Origin of the sequence: Planococcus antarcticus DSM 14505 (assembly GCF_001687565.2) — a bacterium.
Lineage (GTDB): Bacteria > Bacillota > Bacilli > Bacillales_A > Planococcaceae > Planococcus > Planococcus antarcticus.
In genome coordinates this window covers 196343-215369 of sequence record NZ_CP016534.2, presented here as the reverse complement: position 1 = coordinate 215369, position 19027 = coordinate 196343, and the positions used below count along the sequence as shown (strand labels likewise).

The window sequence follows — 19027 nt, the reverse complement described above, 5'->3', positions numbered from 1 at the left end:
CACCGGTCCACATCATACTTGCATTCTCATTACTTCTTGATAGGCTTCAACAACCTTGTTTCTCACCTGCATTGTCATCTGCAACGATAAACTGGCTTTTTGCGAAGCAATCATCACTTCGTGTACATCCTGAACTTCTCCCGTTACCAGCTGATTGGTCATTTTGTCCGATTCGTTTTGTGCTTTGCTCACTTCTTTTAATGCATCTTTAAAGATCTCTCCAAACCCTTCAACTTGGTTTTCAGGTTTTACTTTATCAAATAATTGATTTTGAATAAAAGGCGTTTGAATCCCGCTTATTTTTTCCATGGTGCCTCCTAGATATTTATAGTAAGATAAATTTTCTCTTTTAATACATCGCTTCGGTCGCTCTTTGCATGGCTCCCGCAAGAAGCCAGGCAAAGAACGCCTGTCTTCTTACTTCGCCTAGCCCGTGGACGCGCCTACGCTTAGAAATTTGGTGAATTTAGAAGCGAGCTCTCAATTTCACACTACTTTCATAAAGATATGGAGCAAGCCAGCGGAGACTCCCGCAGGAAAGCGGAGCTGGCTTGCGGAATATCACCGATGAAAATTAACGAGTTATTTCCCGATTTCTAGAGCCTTCATAAACATACTTTTTGATGCATTCAATGCGGTGACGTTTGCTTCATATGAACGGGTTGCTGACATCAGATCCACCATTTCTTTCAGTGGATCGACATTAGATGAACGGACATAGCCGTCTTCTCCAGCATCCGGATGTTCCGGCTCATAGGACAAAGTAAAAGGCGTTTCGTCTTCTTTGATTTCCGATACTTTGACACCAGATACTGACGTATTGCCTCTATTGATCACCGACTGCAATTGATTGGCAAAAGGCGAAGCGCCGTTTTGCGACAATTCAACTGTTTTCCGACGGTAAGGCATCCATTCCCCGTCCACGAGTTCGGCACGATTTGTATTGGCATTTGCGATGTTGGCGGACACGACATCCATGCGCATGCGATTGGCCGTCAATCCTGAAGCACTGATGTTAAACCCATTGAATAAACTCATCTTTTTTTATCTCCCTCCATTAATGACAGAGCTGAGACTGTTGAGTTTGCCGTTGACCCGTTCGGTAACAGCGTTATACCATAATTGGTTTTTTGCTAGTTCAGCCATCTCGACATCCATATCGACATTATTGCCATTGTTGTTGTATTTTGTGGAGCTATTAGTTAGAATTTCAGTTTTATCTGTTGAAGATTCATTGCTGAATGAAAGATGCCGATCATTGGTTTTATAGCTGGAGAGGCTTTGATTGTTCATTGCTGTATCCAACGCTGCTTGAAAGTCGACTTTTTTGCTTTTATAGTTGGCCGTGTCTACATTGGCAATATTTGCCGAATGCACTCGTTGTCTTAAAGTCGATGCTGAGAGGGCTTGTTCCATAGATTCAAGAGACTTAGGGAATATACTCATCAAAAAACTCCTTTTTTTAACAGTTAGTTAGTTAATAAAAATCCACCTTTAAAAAGGTGGATTTTTATCAAATCTACCACTTTGGTGACCCGGCTGCCTTTTACAATGTGTATTTAGGCCCGTAGCTTTGCGTCGTTACCTTTCGAGTAAGTTTGCCATTTTCATTATGATATTCTAATATTAAATTATTAAACTCGTTATTTCGTACTATTTTCTAAAATTAATAACAAAGTGATAATATCACGTTTCAATAATTTTGTATATTTTTCTTTTTTAAAATATAAAATGATATATTTTCCATATTAATCTAAAAGTCTCTATTTTTTTCGCATTTATAATGGTATGCTACGCGAGAAATATCGAAATAGGCTTTGAGAGGGAGAAATTATATGTTTCGTGGATTATATACCGCTACATCAGGGATGATGGCCAACAATAGACAGCAACAAATATTGACAAACAATCTATCAAATGCCAATACACCCGGTTTCAAAGAAGACCAAACCGTCTTGCGCGCTTTTCCTGATCAATTGATTAAAGCGATGGACACTAGTAAAAAAGGTACAATAGTCCCCCGAAATATTGGGACTTTGACTACAGGAGTATATACACAGGAAGGTATCCCATCTTTTCTGCAAGGCCCTTTAAAAGAAACCGGGAATTTGACAGATATGGTGCTGATGGATGAATTACTTCCAACAAATCCCGAAACTCAACAGAAAGGTAGCATGGTTTTTGCAGTAGCTGCGGAAAATGAAGAAGTACGCTACACAAAAAACGGCTCCTTCGCCGTCGATGCTGAAGGTTTTCTGACTTCCAGCGATGGTTTTCTCGTTTTAGGTGAAAATCAGGAACCCATTCAGGTGGGTTCAACTGACTTTACTGTACAGGACAATGGCCAAATCATTTTAGCTGATGGGACACAAGGAGATCGCCTATGGATCGGCCATACTGAAAATCCAGACCAGTTCGTAAAAGAAGGACAGAATCTCTTGCGTTGGGCCGGAGATCCGGAAACTCCTCCTCAATTTATTGAGAATGTTGATTTGCTGAATGCTACAGACAGCTTTGTAAAACAAGGCTTCATTGAACAATCGAATGTAGATTTGACCAGAACCATGACAGATATGATGACAACTTACCGTGGCTTCGAATCAAACCAAAAAGTAATACAGGCTTACGATCGCAGCATGGAAAAAGCAGTCAACGAAATTGGGCGCGTCTAGGAGGTAACTATACAGTTGAATATCCAAATGAATACCGCAAGCAACACCATGGGTGAACTGCAAAAAAAAATCGATTTGATTGGCAATAATATTGCCAATGTAAACACCACTGGCTATAAGCGCCAAGAAGCCAGTTTTTCGGATGCTCTTGTGCAGTCCATCGAAAAACAAGTCGGGCCACAAAATGAAGTTGGGCGAAATACGCCTTTCGGTTTGCGCATCGGTGCCGGCGCAATTCTTTCACAGACAGCAACCCGCAACGAACAAGGCTCCATTCGCCAAACGGATCGGCCGCTTGATTTTATGATCCAAGGCGAATCGGCTTACTTCCGTATTTCATCCGAAGACAATACGTTTTTTACAAAAGACGGATCTTTTCAAGTACAGCCAGTCCCGAATTCAAACCAAGTAAGCTTAGTTACGGCTAACGGTGATGCAGTTCTCGCAGCCAACAACCAGCCGATTGTTTTCGACGCTGACTATAAAGACATCCAACTAAATGGCAATGGAACTTTAGAGATTTCCTATCAAGATCCTACTAAACAACCGACTGAAATCCAACTGGGTATCGCGCAAATAAATCGGACGGACTCACTCGAAAAAATAGGCGGCAACCGATTCCAACTGACCGGCACGGAAGCTGAACAACTCGCCAACGGCAATTTGCAGTTTATTGATCTGTCTCAGCAAAGGGATGGAACGATTGGTGTGAAGCAAGGCGCTTTGGAAATGTCCAATGTTGAACTGGCTGACGAAATGACGGAATTGATTTCTACGCAACGATTGTTTCAATCACAAGGAAGAGCCATTTCTTATGCAGACGACATGATGGGCTTGGTTAATACCATTAAAGGATAACGAAAAAAGAGCAGGCACCCAGCGGGGTGCCTGCTCTTTTTCTATGTATCCTACTCGGAAGAAATCACTCCAGGCGGACGCTTTCCGGGGGGCACGGCTTCAGCCGCTTCCCTCGCTACGCTCAGTCCAGGGTCTTCAGCTCGCGCTGATCCCCCAGGAGTCGCCGCCTTCCGCTCTTCCTTCTAGGAATCATGGTGACAAATCATTAGTAGCAGTCTTTATCATTAGTACTCAACTCGACTTGTTGGAGAATTACTCAATAAACTATTTCACTATTGATTTAACTTATTTAAGATATGGAGCAAACCAGTGGAGACTCCCGCGGGAAAGCGAGACAGCCGAGACCCTGCAGGAGCGTAGCGACGAAGCGGCTTGGCGCTCGCCCGCAGGAAAGCGGAGCTGGTTTGTGGAATATCAGCACAACTAACTACCCATCACTTATCCAAAATTCATTATCTCAAAAAGTCCATCAAACTTGGTTGGATGATTTTTGATGTTGCAGCGAGGCTGGCTTGGTAAACACTTTCTTCGCTCTTTAGCTTGATGACCGCTTCTGCATAATCGATATCTTCGACTCTTGATAACATCGATTTAAGTTCTAAATTACTATCCAGCAAACGGTTTTCAACAGCTTCTACGCGATTTTGCCGCACGCCGTTTTCAGCACCCACTGTCAATAACCGGTCGATTCCTGCATCGATTTTATCCAAGTCAATGGAAGATCCAGCCTTTAAATTAGTGGATATGCTTTGCAGTGTTTGAAAGAGATTATTAGCGTCTGCCGCAGTTCCGAACAACTCATCAGGCAGAACACTTGATTGAATCTTGATGCCCTCTCCAATCGTAAACGTTTTAGCGATTAGGTCTGTAGGATCAACTGCAATGCTTCCTTTTTCAGGAAAAGGTTGTTCGCCCGTTTTTTGGCCGTTGAACAATGACTTGCCATTAACTTTAGCATTTGCCAATTGGCGCATTTGCTCTGTCAATTCTTCTATTTCAGCGGCCATTGCTGTCTGATCCAGCTCCGAATAAGTACCGTTATTGCCTTGAACCGCTAATTCACGCACCCGCTGCATCGCGTTCACCATTGAATCGATGTTTTGACCGGTTTCGTTCATCCACAACTTGGCTTCATTCGTATTTCGTTCGAATTGCGTGTTGGCCGAAAGCGTACTTTTTAAGTTCATCGCTTTGCTGACGCCGTTCGGGTCATCCGATGGGCGGTGAAGCAATTTACCACTTGATACTTGGTTGTTGATTTTTTCGAAGCGGCTCAAGTTTTGGCTCATATTGCGTATGGCATTCTGGTTCAGCATCTGTTGCGTGACTCTCATGTTTTTCCCCCCACGTTCCTTCTGCTATCAGTTGCCCATTCGGTTAATGATGGTATCCAACATTTGATCCGTCATCGATACTAAACGTGCTGCTGCATTATATGAATGCTGGTATTTGATCAAATTAGCCATTTCTTCATCCAGCGAAACGCCGGTCACTGACTGTCTGCGATTTTCTGTCGCTTGTAGCGTTGCTCCGTGGTTCGTAACAGAATGGATGGCTGCCTGGCTTTGTGCACCAAGCTGGCTAACCAGTTTTCGGAAATCACTTTGCGCTGCTTCGGACGTTTTTTCCGTCGCAGCTGGCTGCTTCAAAAGGCTCGCTTCATAATTGACTTTCACCTCGTACAGGTTAAAGTCTGCGGCATTGCCAATGAATAAAGCCTGATCCTTGCCGCCTGTCGCTGACATGCTGTTGGCCGCTGCAAAATCACCAACTACATTTTCCAAGTTATCCTGATAGCTTTTCGCAATATCGATCGACTCGCTCAATCCAGCCAACTTGCCGCCGTAAACTTTATTTTCACCAGTGCCGGTTTTGTGATCGACTTCAAAAACTTCTTCACCGCTTACCAGTTGCTGGTTGTTTGAAGAGAGGCTGATCGAGTAGCTGCCGTTCGATTTCTCATCTACTTTGATCGACATGAGCGTTGATAGCTCTTCCACCAGCACATCCCGTTTGTCTTTCAAATCATTTGACTGGCTGCCATCGCGGACAATGCTTTTATTTAATTCTGCGATTTGCTTTAAATAACCGTTTGCTTCTTCAGCTGTCGCTTGTGACTCCTGCGTCAGTTCACTTTTCAAACTGTCCAGCGATTTATTCATCGATTGCGCTACTTCGATAAAGCTTTGTGCGCGTTCTTTGACCACAGCCTGTGCGGACAAGCTATCCGGTTCATTGGCTAAATCCTGCCAAGCGCTATTCAGCAAGTCCATTGCGCTATTCAAGCCGCTGTCGCTCGGTTCATTGACAATCGTTTCCAAGCGGTCCAATGTTGTTTGTTTTGCCTGCCATTGTCCGAGTGTTTCGGAATGATCACGAAATTGCTGATCGAGGAAGCGGTCTCTTACACGGGTGATCGAATCGAGATTAACGCCGGTTCCAAGCTGTCCTGTATTCGCCCCTTGGCCTGTCCAAACGTCCAAAGACGGAGAAGCACTTGAGTTTACTTGTTGGCGTGAATAGCCTTTTGTGTTGACGTTGGCGATATTCTGTCCAGTCGTCGCTATGCTTGCCTGACCAACGGATAAGCCGCGTTTTCCTAATTCTAATCCGTGAAATGATGAAACCATAATTTCCCTCGCTCTCTACCAATTGCTAGGCTCTTGTATCAAAAAAGCCTTGATTGTTTGTTTGTGGTTTTTGTTGACCTGCCGGTGATGGATAATTGAAATGCTGTTGCTTTGATTTTGTAACCTGAGTAATCATATGTTGAACAAAGCTCATCGAGTCTTCCAGGATTTTTTCGTTGACTTTATTTTTTGCCTGCAGCTCCGTTAAAAGCATTTGTAACGTTTTCAATTGTGAGTGGAGCTCTTGTTTTACGTGTTCATCTGGAATTTGTTCTGCAAACTGGCTGAATGTCAAACCAGGATGTTCTTCCAATACGTCGGCTACAAGTTGCTGCCGTTCGTCTTCCAATTGGCTAAGCTGTTTGACTAGTTTCGTTTCTTCTTTCACAAGCTCTGTCAGTTCATCGACTTTTCGTTCGATCAACACCGTCTGCTTGCGTTCGGCGTAACGGATAAGCTGTTTTTGTATGCTGATCAATTCGTCCAGCGTATTTACTACTAAGTTCAGCATCCGATACCCTCCTCTTTTAAGAGCTCCACTTTATTTATCGAACCAGAATTGATGAACTTTATCCGCTACCTTGCTAACGTCAACCTGGTATTCACCTGATGACACCTGAGCTTTTAAGAGCTGGATCTTTTCTTGTCTTTCAACATCCACACTGGCATTTTTTTCAAACATCGCCTTCGCTTCATTTGAAATCTGCAACTCGTCTTCTTTTTGTAACGGCTTAGTTTTCGACACAGGAGCCACTTGCATTTTTTGATAAGATTGAATAAAGGAAGAACTATTGGTCTTGTCGATATTCATTCCTTCACCACCCTCTAGTTTAGTTTTGTTCTATTATCGTATTTTCCAATATTGTGCGTTCACTTTTGGCCTGACTCGTTTTCTTCCGGTTTCCTCTAAAAACTTATCGTTTTTCATTGTCGCATCGATTTCCAATGAAAAATCCTCGAAACAGTCATCGCACAGGATCTGCCTTTTGATTACTTTACCACAATGCTTGCACGGGTAACCCAAATTTGGGAAGTCCTCCGCGTAAATACGCCCGTCACGAATAAAATCGGCAATTTGTTTGACAGAGACAGTTGTGGACTCGCTAACCTCTTGAATATCCGCAAAGCGATTGCATTCGATTTTCAGAAAATTGTTCACCAACTTGAATTCCTCTTCGATTTCCTTGTAGCAGTCCAGGCAATAGTCAGTGTAGTCCTTAAGGAATAATGTACCGCAAATTCGGCAATTATCTAGCTGATTTGCTTTCATATCCACTCACCTGACCTTCTCTATAGATTTATATCGGCAGTTCTACCAAAATGTTTAGCGGAATTTCAATTCTTTCTACTTTAATAGCTAATGGCTCTGCCAACGCTTTTTTTACTGCATTTTAAATTCTGTCACCAGCACACGATTCACTTTTCCTTTTTCAAAAACTTCGGATAATCGAGCAGCAAGTTCTTCTTCAATTAGTGTAATTCCGCTTTCTCCGACCAGTTCGTCTTTTGTAAAGCTCGCAACGGTCGCAATCACTGCTGCACGCACTTCAGCAGTACGTTTTTCGGCTTCTTCTTTCGTATCCTTGTCGCTCAGCAAGATATTGAACTGGACAATCCCAAAGTTCCCGGGAGACGCTAAATTCGTCGTAATAATATCGGTATCGACGCTCAACTCAGCTACTTCTTCGGCGCTGAGCGATTTGTCCTCTTTAGCTTCGACATCTTTTTGCATGAAGTAAAATGCGGCTCCTCCACCAATAACTGCTGCAACAATGACAACGCCGATGATTTTCTTTAGTTTTCCCATGGTACACCTCTTAATCGTCAGTTTCTTTTTCATAAGGTGAAATCAGCACTTCGACACGGCGGTTTTCCGCCCGTCCTTCAGGTGTGTCATTTGAGGCAATCGGATGGTATTCGCTATAGCCGGATGCACTAAATTTCTGCGGGTCGAGATCATCATTTTCGAGCAGAATTCTCATGAAATTAATAGCGCGGGCAGAACTCAATTCCCAATTCGTTGGAAATTCCAATGTGCCTGTCGGAATATTATCTGTATGCCCTTCGATGAAAATCATCCGTGGTGGATCGGAAATCAGCAAATTCGAAATCTCGCTCGCAATTGTCTCGGATCCGTCTCGCATATCCGCACTTCCGGACTCGAATAAAACACCTTCTTTGATGGTAATCATCAGGCCTTTTGTGGTCATCTCCGTCTGGAGACGAGGCGATAATCCTTTTTCGTCAATGTACGCTTCAATCTTCGTCTGGAAATCCTGCAATTCCCGCTGATCTTTGGCAGCCAGAATTTCTTCCGAACTTTCACCAGATGGCGGATCTTCGCTCAATTCAGCGGTCGGTGACGTGTCGAAGCTTTCAACCGGCGCCTGCTCATCCAGTACACCAGTGCCGCCTTGCAGCTCGCTATTGAATGACTCTGCAATGGCATTGAATTTTTGGGCATCTACTTGGCTAGAAGCAAACAGTACGATGAACAGCGCCAAAAGCAGCGTCAAAATATCGGCATAAGGTAAGAGCCAGGCTTCATCGACATGTTCTTCATGCTTTTTTTTACGCTTCAACTTGAACACCGCTTTCTTCTTGAGATTCAAGCACACGGTCTTTCGCTGGCAAGTAAGTCAACAGCTTTTCTTCTACAGTCCGGACTGGCAGCCCTTCCTGAACAGCTAACAAGCCTTCTAGCATAATCATTTTCATTTTAACTTCTGCTTCTGATTTTCGCTTGAGTTTATTGGCAAATGGATGCCATAGTACATAACCTGAGAAAATCCCAAACAGGGTCGCGATAAACGCGGCGGAGATTGACTTACCAAGAAGTGCTACATCGTCCAAGTGACCGAGGGCGGCAACCAAACCGATAACGGCACCCAGTACACCGAGCGTCGGTGCGTACGTACCGGCTTGCGCAAAAATCTTTGCACCCAGTTCATGGCGTTCTTCCATCGCAACAATTTCTTCTTCCATTAAATCGCGAATGTGTTCTTGTGACTGGCCATCAACGACCATTTTCAAACCTCGTTGTAAAAATGGATCTTCTACTTCTTCCGCCTTTTCTTCGAGTGCCAGCAAACCTTCTTTTCGTGCGAGCATGGCCCAGCCTGTGAACATCGGAATCATTTCTTTGATCGAGACCGATTTCTTTTCGCTGAAAATCACTTTGAACAAGCTCGGAATTTTTTTGATTTCGTCCATCGGAAAGGCAACGAGCAGACAGGCGACGGTGCCGGCAAAGATGATTACCAGCGCCGCTGGATTGTACAAAGCGATCGGGTTTGATCCTTTCAAGATCATCCCGCCAATCAACACGGCAAATCCCATTATGACTCCTATCCATGACGTCTTATCCACGTTTATACCTCATTTCGTTTACAGGTGTCGTTTTATACTTTTTACTTGGTTGGGGATATTCCGCAAAACAACTCCGCTTTCAGGCCCACAGGATGTGGGTCATGCAGCCGGTGCGACAGGACGTCGCGGTACCAGCTGCCAAGGGCTTGCGCCGAACTAACTCGGGCTCAACGCCCGAGTGGATTTCGGCACTTCGCTATCCCGCGGGAGTCTCCGTTGCTTTGCTCCATATCCTAGTAGTGGAAATTAACAGAGATAAGTTAAAGAATTAAGTAGAGTTTTCTTTTATATTTTCACATAATTCTTAGAGAAAGAGCGGAAGGCGGCGACTCCTGGGGGATCAGCACGAGCTGAAGACCCTGGACTGAGCGGAGCGAGGGAAGCGGCTGAAGCCGGGCCCCCCGGAAAGCGTCCGCCTGAAGTGATTTCTTCTAGTTATCTTGTAAATTAAATACATAAAAATCCGTTATATTAGATTAATTCTTTCTCGCTAATGCCATGGCTTGTTTCCAGGTGTTGCGCATGTCTGTCATGAGTGTTTCTACTTCTTCTAGTGCTTCTAAATCGTTTTTCATGTTGGCTTCTAGTAGACGGCTATACATGTATTCGTACATTTGCTCAAGACCTGTCGACATATCGATGTCTGAGTTTAATGTGCTGCGAAGTTCTAGGATAATATTTTGAGCTTTGATAATGTTGGTGTTTTTTTCTTGGAAGTTCTTATCGTTCATTGCTCGTTTTGCTATTTTTATGAATTTTACAGAGCCGCTGTAGAGCATTAACGTTAGTTCCTGAGGTGATGCTGTCATGACTGAGTTTTGTTGGTAGGTTTGGTACGGATTGATGATTGCCATTTGGTTTCCCCCTTGCTTAGTTGCGCTTGTCGATAAATGAACCTGCGGCGGCCATCCCCTGATAGGCTCCGCTGTATTTTTTAGATATTTCTTTTGTTTGTGTAATACGTTTGATTTGTGCGAAAAAGGATTGGTGCAAGTTATTAATTAGCGGTTGGAGCTGCTGATCGATTTCTTGCAGTTGTTCAATAATCGAAAGTTCTTCTGTCGTCCATTGAAAATTCCGCTGCTTCATAAATATCTCCAAATGCCGAATCGATTCTTGCCGGCTAGCAAATAAGGTTTCGAGCGATTCTACGATTCCTTCTTCGTTGTCTTCCATTCGGGAATTGATATGCTGCGCTTTTTCATATATATCGTATGTTTGTTTCAGAAAAGCATACATAATCTGTTTTGAACTCATCATTATGAGCCACCGAATAGACTTTGCTGCATCCAAGTACTTTGCGAGTTCATTTGGCTTAACGCTTTCTCCATTGCCGTGAATTGCTTCCAGTAACGGTCCTCAACACGCGCCAGACGATCTTGCCAGCGGCTGATTTCTTCGTCCATTTGTTTGATTTTTTTAGACAATGTACTGTTGTCAATAGAACTTGAAGAGCTTCCCGCTTTTGCGCTGAGGTTTTTAACGACTGCGTTCAAGGTATCGTAGACGCGTACGCCTACTCCGTTGCCAGCAGCATCTCGCGTAGTGAATAACGCCATCACTTCATCGGGTTTGTTCGCTAACGCTTCGCTCAGTTTCTTGTCATCAATGAATAACTTACCGCCTTCTGTATAAGAGCCGGTGTTAATGCCGATCTGCGATAAATGACTGATGTTGCCGTCTGCAATGCCGGACACATTGTCCATGAAAGCTCTGCGCAGATCTTGCATCGCGCTTTTCAACACCGGATCGTTGCGCAACAAGCCACTACGTGCTTTTTCTTCCCATAATTCGATTTCTTTTTCCGTCAAATCCTTTTTCTGTTCATCAGATAAAGGTTGGAAATCAGGATAGCGTTTTTCGATGATCTGCTTTTGCAGGTTCTCGATTGTTTCGTTGTACTTATCGACAAAGTCTTTGATCATGGCTAATGGTTTTTCAGGGTTAGACTGGACGTTAACGATTGTTTCTGCACCTGTTTGTAAGAGGTTTACCGTTAATCCATTGACCGTAGTTTGGTTGGTTTTTAGTCCAGTTACTTCAATACCATCAAATTTAATGGCACCGTCCGTAGCTCCATCCGCTGTTGCTGTAGCCGTTCCGTTATTAATGATTTTGTTAGCAAGGTCTGCGTTGGCAGTAGTTCCATCTTCTGCTGTAAAGTCCATTGTAAAAGCTTGTTCGCTGCCCATTCCTTTTGTGGCGATAAAAAAGCGAGATGTTGTATCGTCAAAACTAACTCGTAACTCAGGTACTTTACCGATAGTTGAATCCTGTAGTTTCTTAGCTACTTCTGTATAGGTCATACCTGCCGTAATTTCGACCGTAGCATCTTTAGTTGCATCTCCAGTGCCATTGATGATTACCTTCCCAGCAATACCAATTTGATCGGTAGACTTCGCCGCCCTTGCAACTGTTGTAACGGTTCCGTCCGGGTCAGTTACAGCCGGTTTCATAATGGTTGCTGATGAATTTAATTTCCCCGCACTCGCCACACTCACTACTTCCACTCTATACGAACCGCTCATCGCGGTAGGTGTTGTGGCAACACTGAAGCTTGTCGGGTTTGGTGACGTCGCACTGTATGAGTTGAACGACGATTGCAGACGCAGACTACTGGCACTCGTACGAAGATTCGACATGGTCAGGTTGGTTTCGCGTACTGCTTCTTGTTGCCATCCTGTAAATGTTTTTTGCTGCATTAATTTATCTAAAGGCATTTTTTGGATCTTCATCATGTCTTTGACGATTGATTCGGTATCCATGCCTGATGCTATTCCGCCAACGCGCATAGGTTTTTCACTCCAATCTTATAATTTCTCATCCACGATTAAGCCCGCTAAACCGGCCATCGAGGCGTACATATCCAAAAATTTCTTATTGGGAATCTCTCGCAGAACTTCATCGGTTTTGGAATCAATTACTTGTACATAATAAACTTCCAGCTCTTCATGCAGCTGAAATTTCACATTTGTTGATGTTGCCTCTAGAAATTCGTTCATGCTATCCACTTTATCTACGATTGCTTTTTTCGTGACGGGTTTCTCGGCATGTTCGTTGTTGTTTTCTTCAGGAGCGATTGTCTCCTTGGGAACTACCGGATTGGATTCGTTAATTTTCGGAAATTGCAGAATAGCTGATTTTGTTACTTCCATAGTAAAACCACTCCTCGTCTTCTTGACTGACAAATAGATAAGTTGAACTAAAGAAACTAGCTTTCACCCATCGCTTCGGCCGCTTTGGGCATGGCTCCCGCAAGTAGCTCAGCAAAGGACGCCTGCCTTCTTGCTTCGCCTAGCCCCTAGACACGCCAGCGCTAATTTAGTCCATTGAAAATAAGTAACTCAAAATCTCGATGCTGTCTTAGGATAGATCAACAGATAAAAATCAGTAGTTCAACATATTTTGATCCTATATAGTAGTTATCGGCAGAAAAACAGTTTGTTTAAGTCGAAAAGCAAAAAAAAAATAAGGACCTATCCCAAAAGGTCATGAAAATTGACTTTTTAAGAACACCCCTTTTTCCTTTTCATAAGTAGTGGCTCCTGTCCATTCCGCCAGCTCTAAAAAACCAGACGGAGAAAAAGAAATCCTTTTTCTCCGTCTGGTTTATTTTAGGGAGGTATGGAACACCCCTTACTTCATGTAAGTTTGGCGTAAGTATTGCTGACGCCTTGCGTCCAGTGGTTGTTTAATCCTGTTGGATCGTTCGCTGCTCCAACTGGCGCATATTTCGCTCCGATTTTCGCAATGGTGTCTTTTCCTTCATTTAAATAATTTTGACGCAAATTGCGCGCCATATCAAAAATGCTGTCTTCTACAGAAGCATAGCTCCGTAAACCATTCTTCCCCATCATGCCCGCAACATTGTTTTTATCATTGACCGCGCGTGACGAGCCATTGCCCGTTTCGTGCATGGCAATTGCTGACAATAATTTCGGATCCAGGTCGTATTTTTTCCCAGCATTGATAAAGTGGGCGGCCGTTCCTTCCAGCTTGCCTTCCAGCGTACTATCCAGTTTAATAAATTGCGTCGGTCTGAACTTCAGATCACTTGTATCTGTTGCTGCAGTTGGAACTTCTTTCGTATTGATCGGCGGGATAGTGATGGCTGGATTATAGGAATTGGCTAGCGGCGCCGTTAAAGGCGTAGTCAAAGACGGCAATGCAGCCTGAACGCCGGTTTGCGGAGCTGTTCCGGTATTGGTTTGTTCTATACTTTCCATCATGGCATTCATCAGCATCGCGAAAAACGTGCTGGGACTTGTTGAACTACCGACAGAATTACTGTCACTACCACTTTGACCTAAAGCAGGCATCGACTTCGCCATCGTAGCGATTGTGTTATATAAAAGGAAATTAGAAGAAATTGGACTGGTCAATCGGTTCTCACACCCTTTGCTTGAGTAATCTTGTTTAGTGTACAAGATTACAGGTGAAAAAAGAATAGGATAATTGTGGTAGAGAACGAAATATTTTTACAATTAAAAACAAGAAAGCCTATGACCTTTGATAGTCACAGGCTTTCTTGTTTGTTTATCCTCTAATATCTATACGGCTCCCAATATGAGGCTGTACAGATTGCTCGAGCATCTTCACAACCTCTTGACCATTTGTTTCTGCCTGGTCGATTGTCTTTTTCATCACCGAAACATTCGCTTCAGTTCGAACATTCATTTGGCTCATTGCCATTGATAATGCAGCGATATCCACTAGATTACCTCCTTATAAAAAAAAGAGCCTAAAATCAGGCTCCTTTAAATCTTTTAGATTAACGTAGCAATTGTAGTACTTGCTGTGGTGCTTGGTTGGCTTGCTTTGCCGCTATGTCTTTCGATCATAGAATAGACTATATCTTCACCCTCTACTTAGAGGGGCTGGGCGCTTCGAATGGCGCTTGCCACCCTACGGATTTCATCGCCATAGCTTGTGCCTTAGACGGTTTATCCTAGTCGTTGAACCTTCCCCAGAGTTTCCTCACAGGAGCTTGGCTGCTGATTATCCATTGGTCCATCCTCATCATTTTCAAACCGTCACGCTGACCGTTTCCAGTTACGTTGTGGTTGATGGGGCTTTAGGAAGTTCCAGCAATTCACCCAGTTATACTCTAACCCGTTACCCGGTTAGACGCCCTAAAATCAATTATCTCAACAGTTGTAAAACTGATTGATTCATTTGATTTGCTTGAGCCAGCATTGCTTGTGACGCTTGTGCAAGAATCGAGTTCTTTGTTTGTTCCATCATTTCTTTCGCCATCGTGCGAACATCTACTTTCATAGATGACTAGACTATATCTTCACCCTCTAGTGTTAGTAGGGGCCGGGCACTTCGGATCCACAGTACTGATGTATACTGCCTCACCTACGGATTTCATCACCATAGCTTGCGCCTTAGATGGTCTATCCTAGTCGTTGAACCTTCTCCACTCTTTCGAGACAGGAGCTTGGCTGCTGATTGCCCAATCCTTTATTTTTTCGGGCCGTCACGCTTGTCGTTTCCAACTACGTTGTGGCAATAAAAGCTATTAGGGGTTTCCAGCAATTCACCCGGTCGTAATCTCTGGCTGTTACCGGCCAGGACGACTGTACCTCCACTCGCTTACGCGGCTTCGGCATAATCGACGTCACGGATTCTTGATTCCGCAGAAGTTAGGTTTTCGGCTGACGTGTCTAAGTTATTGATTGTGTGGTCTAGACGATTTTGTGTAGCTCCTAGTTTAGAACGTTCAGACGAAACACTTTCAATGGCATTATTTATTACTGTAATAGAAGCCTGCGCACTTTGAGAACTAGTTACATCTAAACCAGCTACTTTTAAAGCTCCTGCTCTCATATCTCCAATACCTATATTAATAGTTTGGGAAGAATTTGCACCAATCTGTAGAGATAAAGAAGTGTCCACATCATCAAAAGATGCTGTTGAGCTAGTAAATGTTAACTCGTCACCAACTTTCATCGAATCAGCGGCTCCAAGAGTCACATCAAAACTTCCGATAACCTGTACATCTCCTGCTGCAATATCAGTTGCAGCTCCAGTCACCCCAGCTTTATCTTCCCAACTTAAATTATACCCAGTAACAGCACCAGTGGCATCTCTAGTGACACCAGTAACTTTTACGTTATAAGTATTGTCTTCGCTAGTTCCAGCCGCAGTTAAAACTGCAGAAGCAAATGAAGCATCTGTACTGTTAACTTTAACTCCTTCTGTCGTTGAACTTGTACCACTTAATCCTCCATCAAGGAGTTTTTTTGCATTAAATTCAGTTGTGTTACCGATGCGATCGATTTCTTCGATTAATTGATCCATTTCTTTTTGAATCTCACCACGATCAGTATCCGTGTTTGTATCATTTGCAGACTGTACAGATAATTCACGCATACGTTGAAGAATATCCTGAGTCACACTCAGAGTACCTTCAGCGGTTTGTATCAAAGAAATGCCATCTTGAGCGTTCGTCGAAGCTTGCTCCAACCCGCGAATCTGACCGCGCATTTTTTCAGAAATTGTAAGACCTGCTGCATCATCTTTCGCACTGTTAATGCGAAGTCCAGAAGACAATTTCTCCATGCTGTCCATTTGTGCGCTTTGAGCTGAACCCATTTGTCTGTGTGTGTTTAGTGCTGCGATATTGTGATTGATAATCATTGTGTATTACCTCCGTGTAATGTTTTTTTGTTTTTTGTAAGCGTCCAAATCCTTTTGCACTGCCTTACAGTAGTTATTATCGGAGGGCTTTACCAAATGTTTAGCGTTTTTTGAAAAAAGATTTAGAATATTTTTTTCGCCCCCGTGGCAGCCACAATTCGAAGAACAATTGAGTCTGCCACCGTGGCGCGACACGCATAGAGAAAAGCCTGCACAATCTGCAGGCTTTTCTCTATTTCTTCCGCATACTCAAAAAATCACTCAAATTGATAACATTTGACGTTGCTTGTTTGTTTTCTTCTTGAATTTCCAAATATACTTCTTTCCGGTGGATGGTGATTTGCTTTGGTGCATTGATGCCGAGTCGTACCATGTCACCTTCGATCGAAGTTACCGTGATTTCAATGTCGTCGTTGATGACGATCGTTTCGCCTTTTTTGCGTCCGAGTACTAACATGTTCTACACCTTCCTTGCAGCGGTGTTGTCGACTTGAAATAACGCCTGCTTGATTTCGTAATCTTTGTTGTTCAAGACAATTTGCATGCCTTGTTGTTTTTTGTTGTTTATAACGAGTGGTGCTTTTAAGTTGGTCGTTGCGCCGCTAATGTCGCCTTTGACAGTAACTGTCGTTAAGACGATCGCATCAGTCGGCTCTTCTAGCTGCAACCGCTCCACCATTTGCTCTTCTAGCTTAATATTGTAGTCTTTGAAAAACGTGAATGGATCAACTAAGAAAAAGCTAACTTCCATCTGTTCTACTGACTGCAGGAAAAAGAATGGCGACTCTTCTAGTGCGTCTGCGGGAATCAATACATAGTCTTTTACCTCTTCAAATCCTGGAATGCCTTTATCAAACGTAATGACACGTTCTTCTGCGATCTCCACTTCACCAAATTGCTCTGTTTGAATTTTCATGCCCAACTCCCTTTCCTAACAAAAAAATGCCTCTTACGATAAAGATATCTCAACAGGCATTTATTAACAATCAATTTTTATCTATTCTATCTATTGGAAACTACTTGACTCGCGAGTTCTTCGACCACTAAGCCCTCCACTAACCGAACCCGTACCAACTCCACTGCCGCGTCGATGCCTTTTAACTCGGCAGAAAACTCTTCTAGCTCTACATTAGCGCTTGTCAGCAACTCCACTGACTCGGGTAGCGTGAGTACGTTTTTACTAATCACAATGTCTCCGCCTTCGCCTTGTCCTTGAATGCGCGCGGCAATGTTGACCGTTCGGCCGAAATAGTCGAGGCGGTCGTTGGAATTGACGGCAATGGCCGCTCCGCTGTACAACCCAATTCGCAATACCAACGTTTCTGTCGCTGTCTCGTTAAACGTTGCTAAATTTTTCTGAATGGCTAAAGCTGCCTTCAGCCCGTGTTCTGGCTTATGGAAGACTGCCATGACCGCGTCACCGATTGTTTTGACGACACTACCGGAATTCTTGGCAATATGGCTCGCTAGGAAGTCGAAGTGGTTGCGGACTTGTCCGTACGCACTCGAGTCGCCAGCCGTCTCATACAGCAAGGTCGAGCCTTTTAAATCGGTAAACAAGATCGTTATGTGACCGACCCCGATTTTCTGTCCGGGTGACAGCACTTCAGAAGAAAACAAGTCTCTGAATTCTTGCATCGCTGTGACTTTAGCGGCCGTTACTGCTTGTTTGTTCCAATCGGCATGTTCTAACGCGACAACGATATCCGCGCTGCTGGAGTTTGTGATCGAGACGTCTCGAGAGCCGTTCACTGAACTTTGTGACCAGCCGCGGTCCGTGTAAACGAGCTGGTTTGATTCCATCCCACTGTTCACAGGTACTCTGTCATTTGCTTGAAGCACACGAAAACGTAGCGCGTCTTCGCCTATTGGAATCGAAAAGCTCGCGGTTTTGCCCATTTCGATCACTTGCTGCGCTTTAACGTGCGGGGTAATCATTGGACCGCCGATGCAATACACTTCGGCGTAAGCTTGGCGAATGGTCGGATGAACAGAAAAGTTTAACTCGACATATTGATCAAAATTGGCGTCGTAGTTAATACCGCATAAATCGCAATGAAATTGCTGCTCTAGCTCTGACAGTGAATTGTGTTCGACTTTCGAAACGCGGCAGTTTGGACAGATGACGTTCCAGCTGAGATTCAGTAATCCGGCTTTTGTGGCATACAGCAACACGCGTAAGGTATCGTCCAAATCTGCATTCCACAACTTTGCCATTTGCACCGGCTCGATTTGCGCGATATCGTGGTCGCCTTTATCAGCTAAATAACGATGCAATAATTCTACGTAGTCTCCGTTGACCGGTGATTTAGCGAGTAGGGCAGTTAGCCGCTCCAGTTCTGGTAAGTTGATGTTAGCATTGCTTGTTTTTTGTGGCGCTTCAAAAACAGTCGCTGCTCCAGACTGCAGGTAATCATCTAGATAACGCATGATTTTTTTGACAGCAGGCAGCCCGGTTGCCCAAATGGCTCCATAGCCTAAGAGATTGAGCGGCACAAAGCTAGCTGTCAGCTTGACCCGCGTTCCATTCTCCGCGTTGTCGAACAGTTCAACTTTCAAGGTATAATGCTTCATCGGCCCTGCCAGATAGCGGCGTTCGACAGTATAGCTGTCGTTTTCCTGCCACTGGAAAGGAAACTCTTGCCAACTGATCGGCACAAGCCCCAGCACTTTGGCATGGGCTTCCCGGTAAAACACTTCCGCCCCGTCTTGTTTAGCGGGACGGAAGCTGACTGGAAACAGACCAATATACAAGTTCATGCGGTTATTGTCCGCCAGCAACTGCCAAGCGGTTTTTCGGTCTAGTGCGTATTCTTTTTCAAGCACGTATGTTTTCGATTTCAATATTTTCAC

The 19027-nt window shown here is 43.9% G+C and carries 24 protein-coding genes and 1 riboswitch; of the genes, 2 read left to right on the top strand and 22 right to left on the bottom strand.

Annotated features, from left to right (window positions below):
• Window positions 1–12: 12 nt before the first annotated feature.
• The 3 genes from fliE to flgB form a co-directional block, all read right to left on the bottom strand.
• The gene (gene fliE / locus BBH88_RS01160; protein WP_006828079.1) at window positions 13–309 is read right to left on the bottom strand and encodes a flagellar hook-basal body complex protein FliE; all 297 of its coding nucleotides are present in this window, start codon (window positions 307–309) and stop codon (window positions 13–15) included.
• 273 nt (window positions 310–582) lie between these two features.
• The gene (flgC, locus tag BBH88_RS01155; protein ID WP_006828078.1) at window positions 583–1038 is read right to left on the bottom strand and encodes a flagellar basal body rod protein FlgC; all 456 of its coding nucleotides are present in this window, start codon (window positions 1036–1038) and stop codon (window positions 583–585) included.
• Window positions 1039–1044: 6 nt separating this feature from the next.
• Window positions 1045–1446, bottom strand: a complete 402-nt coding sequence (flgB, locus tag BBH88_RS01150) for a flagellar basal body rod protein FlgB (protein WP_006828077.1) — start codon at window positions 1444–1446, stop codon at window positions 1045–1047.
• Between the two features lie 80 nt (window positions 1447–1526).
• Window positions 1527–1613, bottom strand: a riboswitch (cyclic di-GMP riboswitch).
• A 222-nt stretch (window positions 1614–1835) separates the two neighbouring features.
• On the opposite strand from flgB, the gene BBH88_RS01145 reads away from it, so the two are divergent.
• Both BBH88_RS01145 and BBH88_RS01140 read left to right on the top strand, forming a co-directional pair.
• On the top strand, window positions 1836–2672 hold the full coding sequence (locus BBH88_RS01145; RefSeq protein ID WP_006828076.1) for a flagellar hook-basal body protein: 837 nt from the start codon (window positions 1836–1838) through the stop codon (window positions 2670–2672).
• A gap of 15 nt (window positions 2673–2687) precedes the next feature.
• The gene (locus tag BBH88_RS01140) at window positions 2688–3530 is read left to right on the top strand and encodes a flagellar hook-basal body protein (protein ID WP_065536285.1); all 843 of its coding nucleotides are present in this window, start codon (window positions 2688–2690) and stop codon (window positions 3528–3530) included.
• A gap of 452 nt (window positions 3531–3982) precedes the next feature.
• Here BBH88_RS01140 and flgL read toward each other — a convergent pair whose 3' ends face one another.
• From flgL to BBH88_RS01040, 19 genes are all read right to left on the bottom strand, one after another.
• Window positions 3983–4864, bottom strand: coding sequence for a flagellar hook-associated protein FlgL (gene flgL, locus BBH88_RS01130; RefSeq protein ID WP_065536287.1), 882 nt, complete (start codon window positions 4862–4864; stop codon window positions 3983–3985).
• Window positions 4865–4891: 27 nt separating this feature from the next.
• A complete protein-coding gene (gene flgK / locus BBH88_RS01125; RefSeq protein WP_065536288.1) occupies window positions 4892–6160 on the bottom strand; it encodes a flagellar hook-associated protein FlgK in 1269 nt (422 codons plus the stop codon).
• A 25-nt stretch (window positions 6161–6185) separates the two neighbouring features.
• Window positions 6186–6671 carry a flagellar protein FlgN gene (locus tag BBH88_RS01120; RefSeq protein ID WP_006828072.1) on the bottom strand — a complete coding sequence of 162 codons (486 nt, stop codon included), beginning with the start codon at window positions 6669–6671 and terminating at the stop codon, window positions 6186–6188.
• A 30-nt stretch (window positions 6672–6701) separates the two neighbouring features.
• Window positions 6702–6971 (bottom strand): flagellar biosynthesis anti-sigma factor FlgM, encoded by a 270-nt coding sequence (gene flgM, locus BBH88_RS01115; RefSeq protein WP_065536289.1) that lies wholly within the window; start codon window positions 6969–6971, stop codon window positions 6702–6704.
• 33 nt (window positions 6972–7004) lie between these two features.
• Window positions 7005–7430, bottom strand: coding sequence for a flagellar protein (locus BBH88_RS01110; RefSeq protein ID WP_065537331.1), 426 nt, complete (start codon window positions 7428–7430; stop codon window positions 7005–7007).
• Window positions 7431–7541: 111 nt separating this feature from the next.
• Window positions 7542–7967, bottom strand: a complete 426-nt coding sequence (locus BBH88_RS01105) for a flagellar basal body-associated FliL family protein (protein WP_006828069.1) — start codon at window positions 7965–7967, stop codon at window positions 7542–7544.
• Between the two features lie 10 nt (window positions 7968–7977).
• Window positions 7978–8742 (bottom strand): flagellar motor protein MotB, encoded by a 765-nt coding sequence (gene motB, locus BBH88_RS01100; protein WP_083387816.1) that lies wholly within the window; start codon window positions 8740–8742, stop codon window positions 7978–7980.
• Entirely contained in the window at window positions 8732–9529 is a 798-nt protein-coding gene (gene motA / locus BBH88_RS01095) for a flagellar motor stator protein MotA (protein WP_040851614.1), read from the bottom strand. The genes motB and motA overlap by 11 nt, the downstream gene beginning before the upstream one ends.
• Window positions 9530–10005: 476 nt before the next feature.
• A complete protein-coding gene (gene fliS / locus BBH88_RS01090) occupies window positions 10006–10383 on the bottom strand; it encodes a flagellar export chaperone FliS (RefSeq protein WP_006828066.1) in 378 nt (125 codons plus the stop codon).
• A gap of 16 nt (window positions 10384–10399) precedes the next feature.
• Entirely contained in the window at window positions 10400–10789 is a 390-nt protein-coding gene (locus tag BBH88_RS01085; RefSeq protein WP_006828065.1) for a flagellar protein FliT, read from the bottom strand.
• Window positions 10789–12321 carry a flagellar filament capping protein FliD gene (gene fliD / locus BBH88_RS01080; protein ID WP_065536291.1) on the bottom strand — a complete coding sequence of 511 codons (1533 nt, stop codon included), beginning with the start codon at window positions 12319–12321 and terminating at the stop codon, window positions 10789–10791. The genes BBH88_RS01085 and fliD overlap by 1 nt, the downstream gene beginning before the upstream one ends.
• An 18-nt stretch (window positions 12322–12339) precedes the next feature.
• Entirely contained in the window at window positions 12340–12684 is a 345-nt protein-coding gene (gene flaG / locus BBH88_RS01075) for a flagellar protein FlaG (protein WP_065536292.1), read from the bottom strand.
• A gap of 486 nt (window positions 12685–13170) precedes the next feature.
• Window positions 13171–13911 carry a glucosaminidase domain-containing protein gene (locus tag BBH88_RS01070; RefSeq protein ID WP_065536293.1) on the bottom strand — a complete coding sequence of 247 codons (741 nt, stop codon included), beginning with the start codon at window positions 13909–13911 and terminating at the stop codon, window positions 13171–13173.
• Between the two features lie 154 nt (window positions 13912–14065).
• The gene (locus BBH88_RS01065) at window positions 14066–14242 is read right to left on the bottom strand and encodes a YjfB family protein (protein ID WP_065536294.1); all 177 of its coding nucleotides are present in this window, start codon (window positions 14240–14242) and stop codon (window positions 14066–14068) included.
• Between the two features lie 429 nt (window positions 14243–14671).
• On the bottom strand, window positions 14672–14785 hold the full coding sequence (locus BBH88_RS01060; protein WP_269147292.1) for a flagellin: 114 nt from the start codon (window positions 14783–14785) through the stop codon (window positions 14672–14674).
• Window positions 14786–15127: 342 nt separating this feature from the next.
• Window positions 15128–16174, bottom strand: a complete 1047-nt coding sequence (locus BBH88_RS01055; protein ID WP_065536295.1) for a flagellin N-terminal helical domain-containing protein — start codon at window positions 16172–16174, stop codon at window positions 15128–15130.
• 232 nt (window positions 16175–16406) lie between these two features.
• A complete protein-coding gene (gene csrA, locus BBH88_RS01050; RefSeq protein WP_008431704.1) occupies window positions 16407–16631 on the bottom strand; it encodes a carbon storage regulator CsrA in 225 nt (74 codons plus the stop codon).
• 3 nt (window positions 16632–16634) lie between these two features.
• A complete protein-coding gene (fliW, locus tag BBH88_RS01045) occupies window positions 16635–17090 on the bottom strand; it encodes a flagellar assembly protein FliW (RefSeq protein WP_065536296.1) in 456 nt (151 codons plus the stop codon).
• A gap of 86 nt (window positions 17091–17176) precedes the next feature.
• Complete coding sequence (locus tag BBH88_RS01040; protein ID WP_238323377.1) at window positions 17177–19027, bottom strand: adenylate/guanylate cyclase domain-containing protein; 1851 nt, start codon at window positions 19025–19027, stop codon at window positions 17177–17179.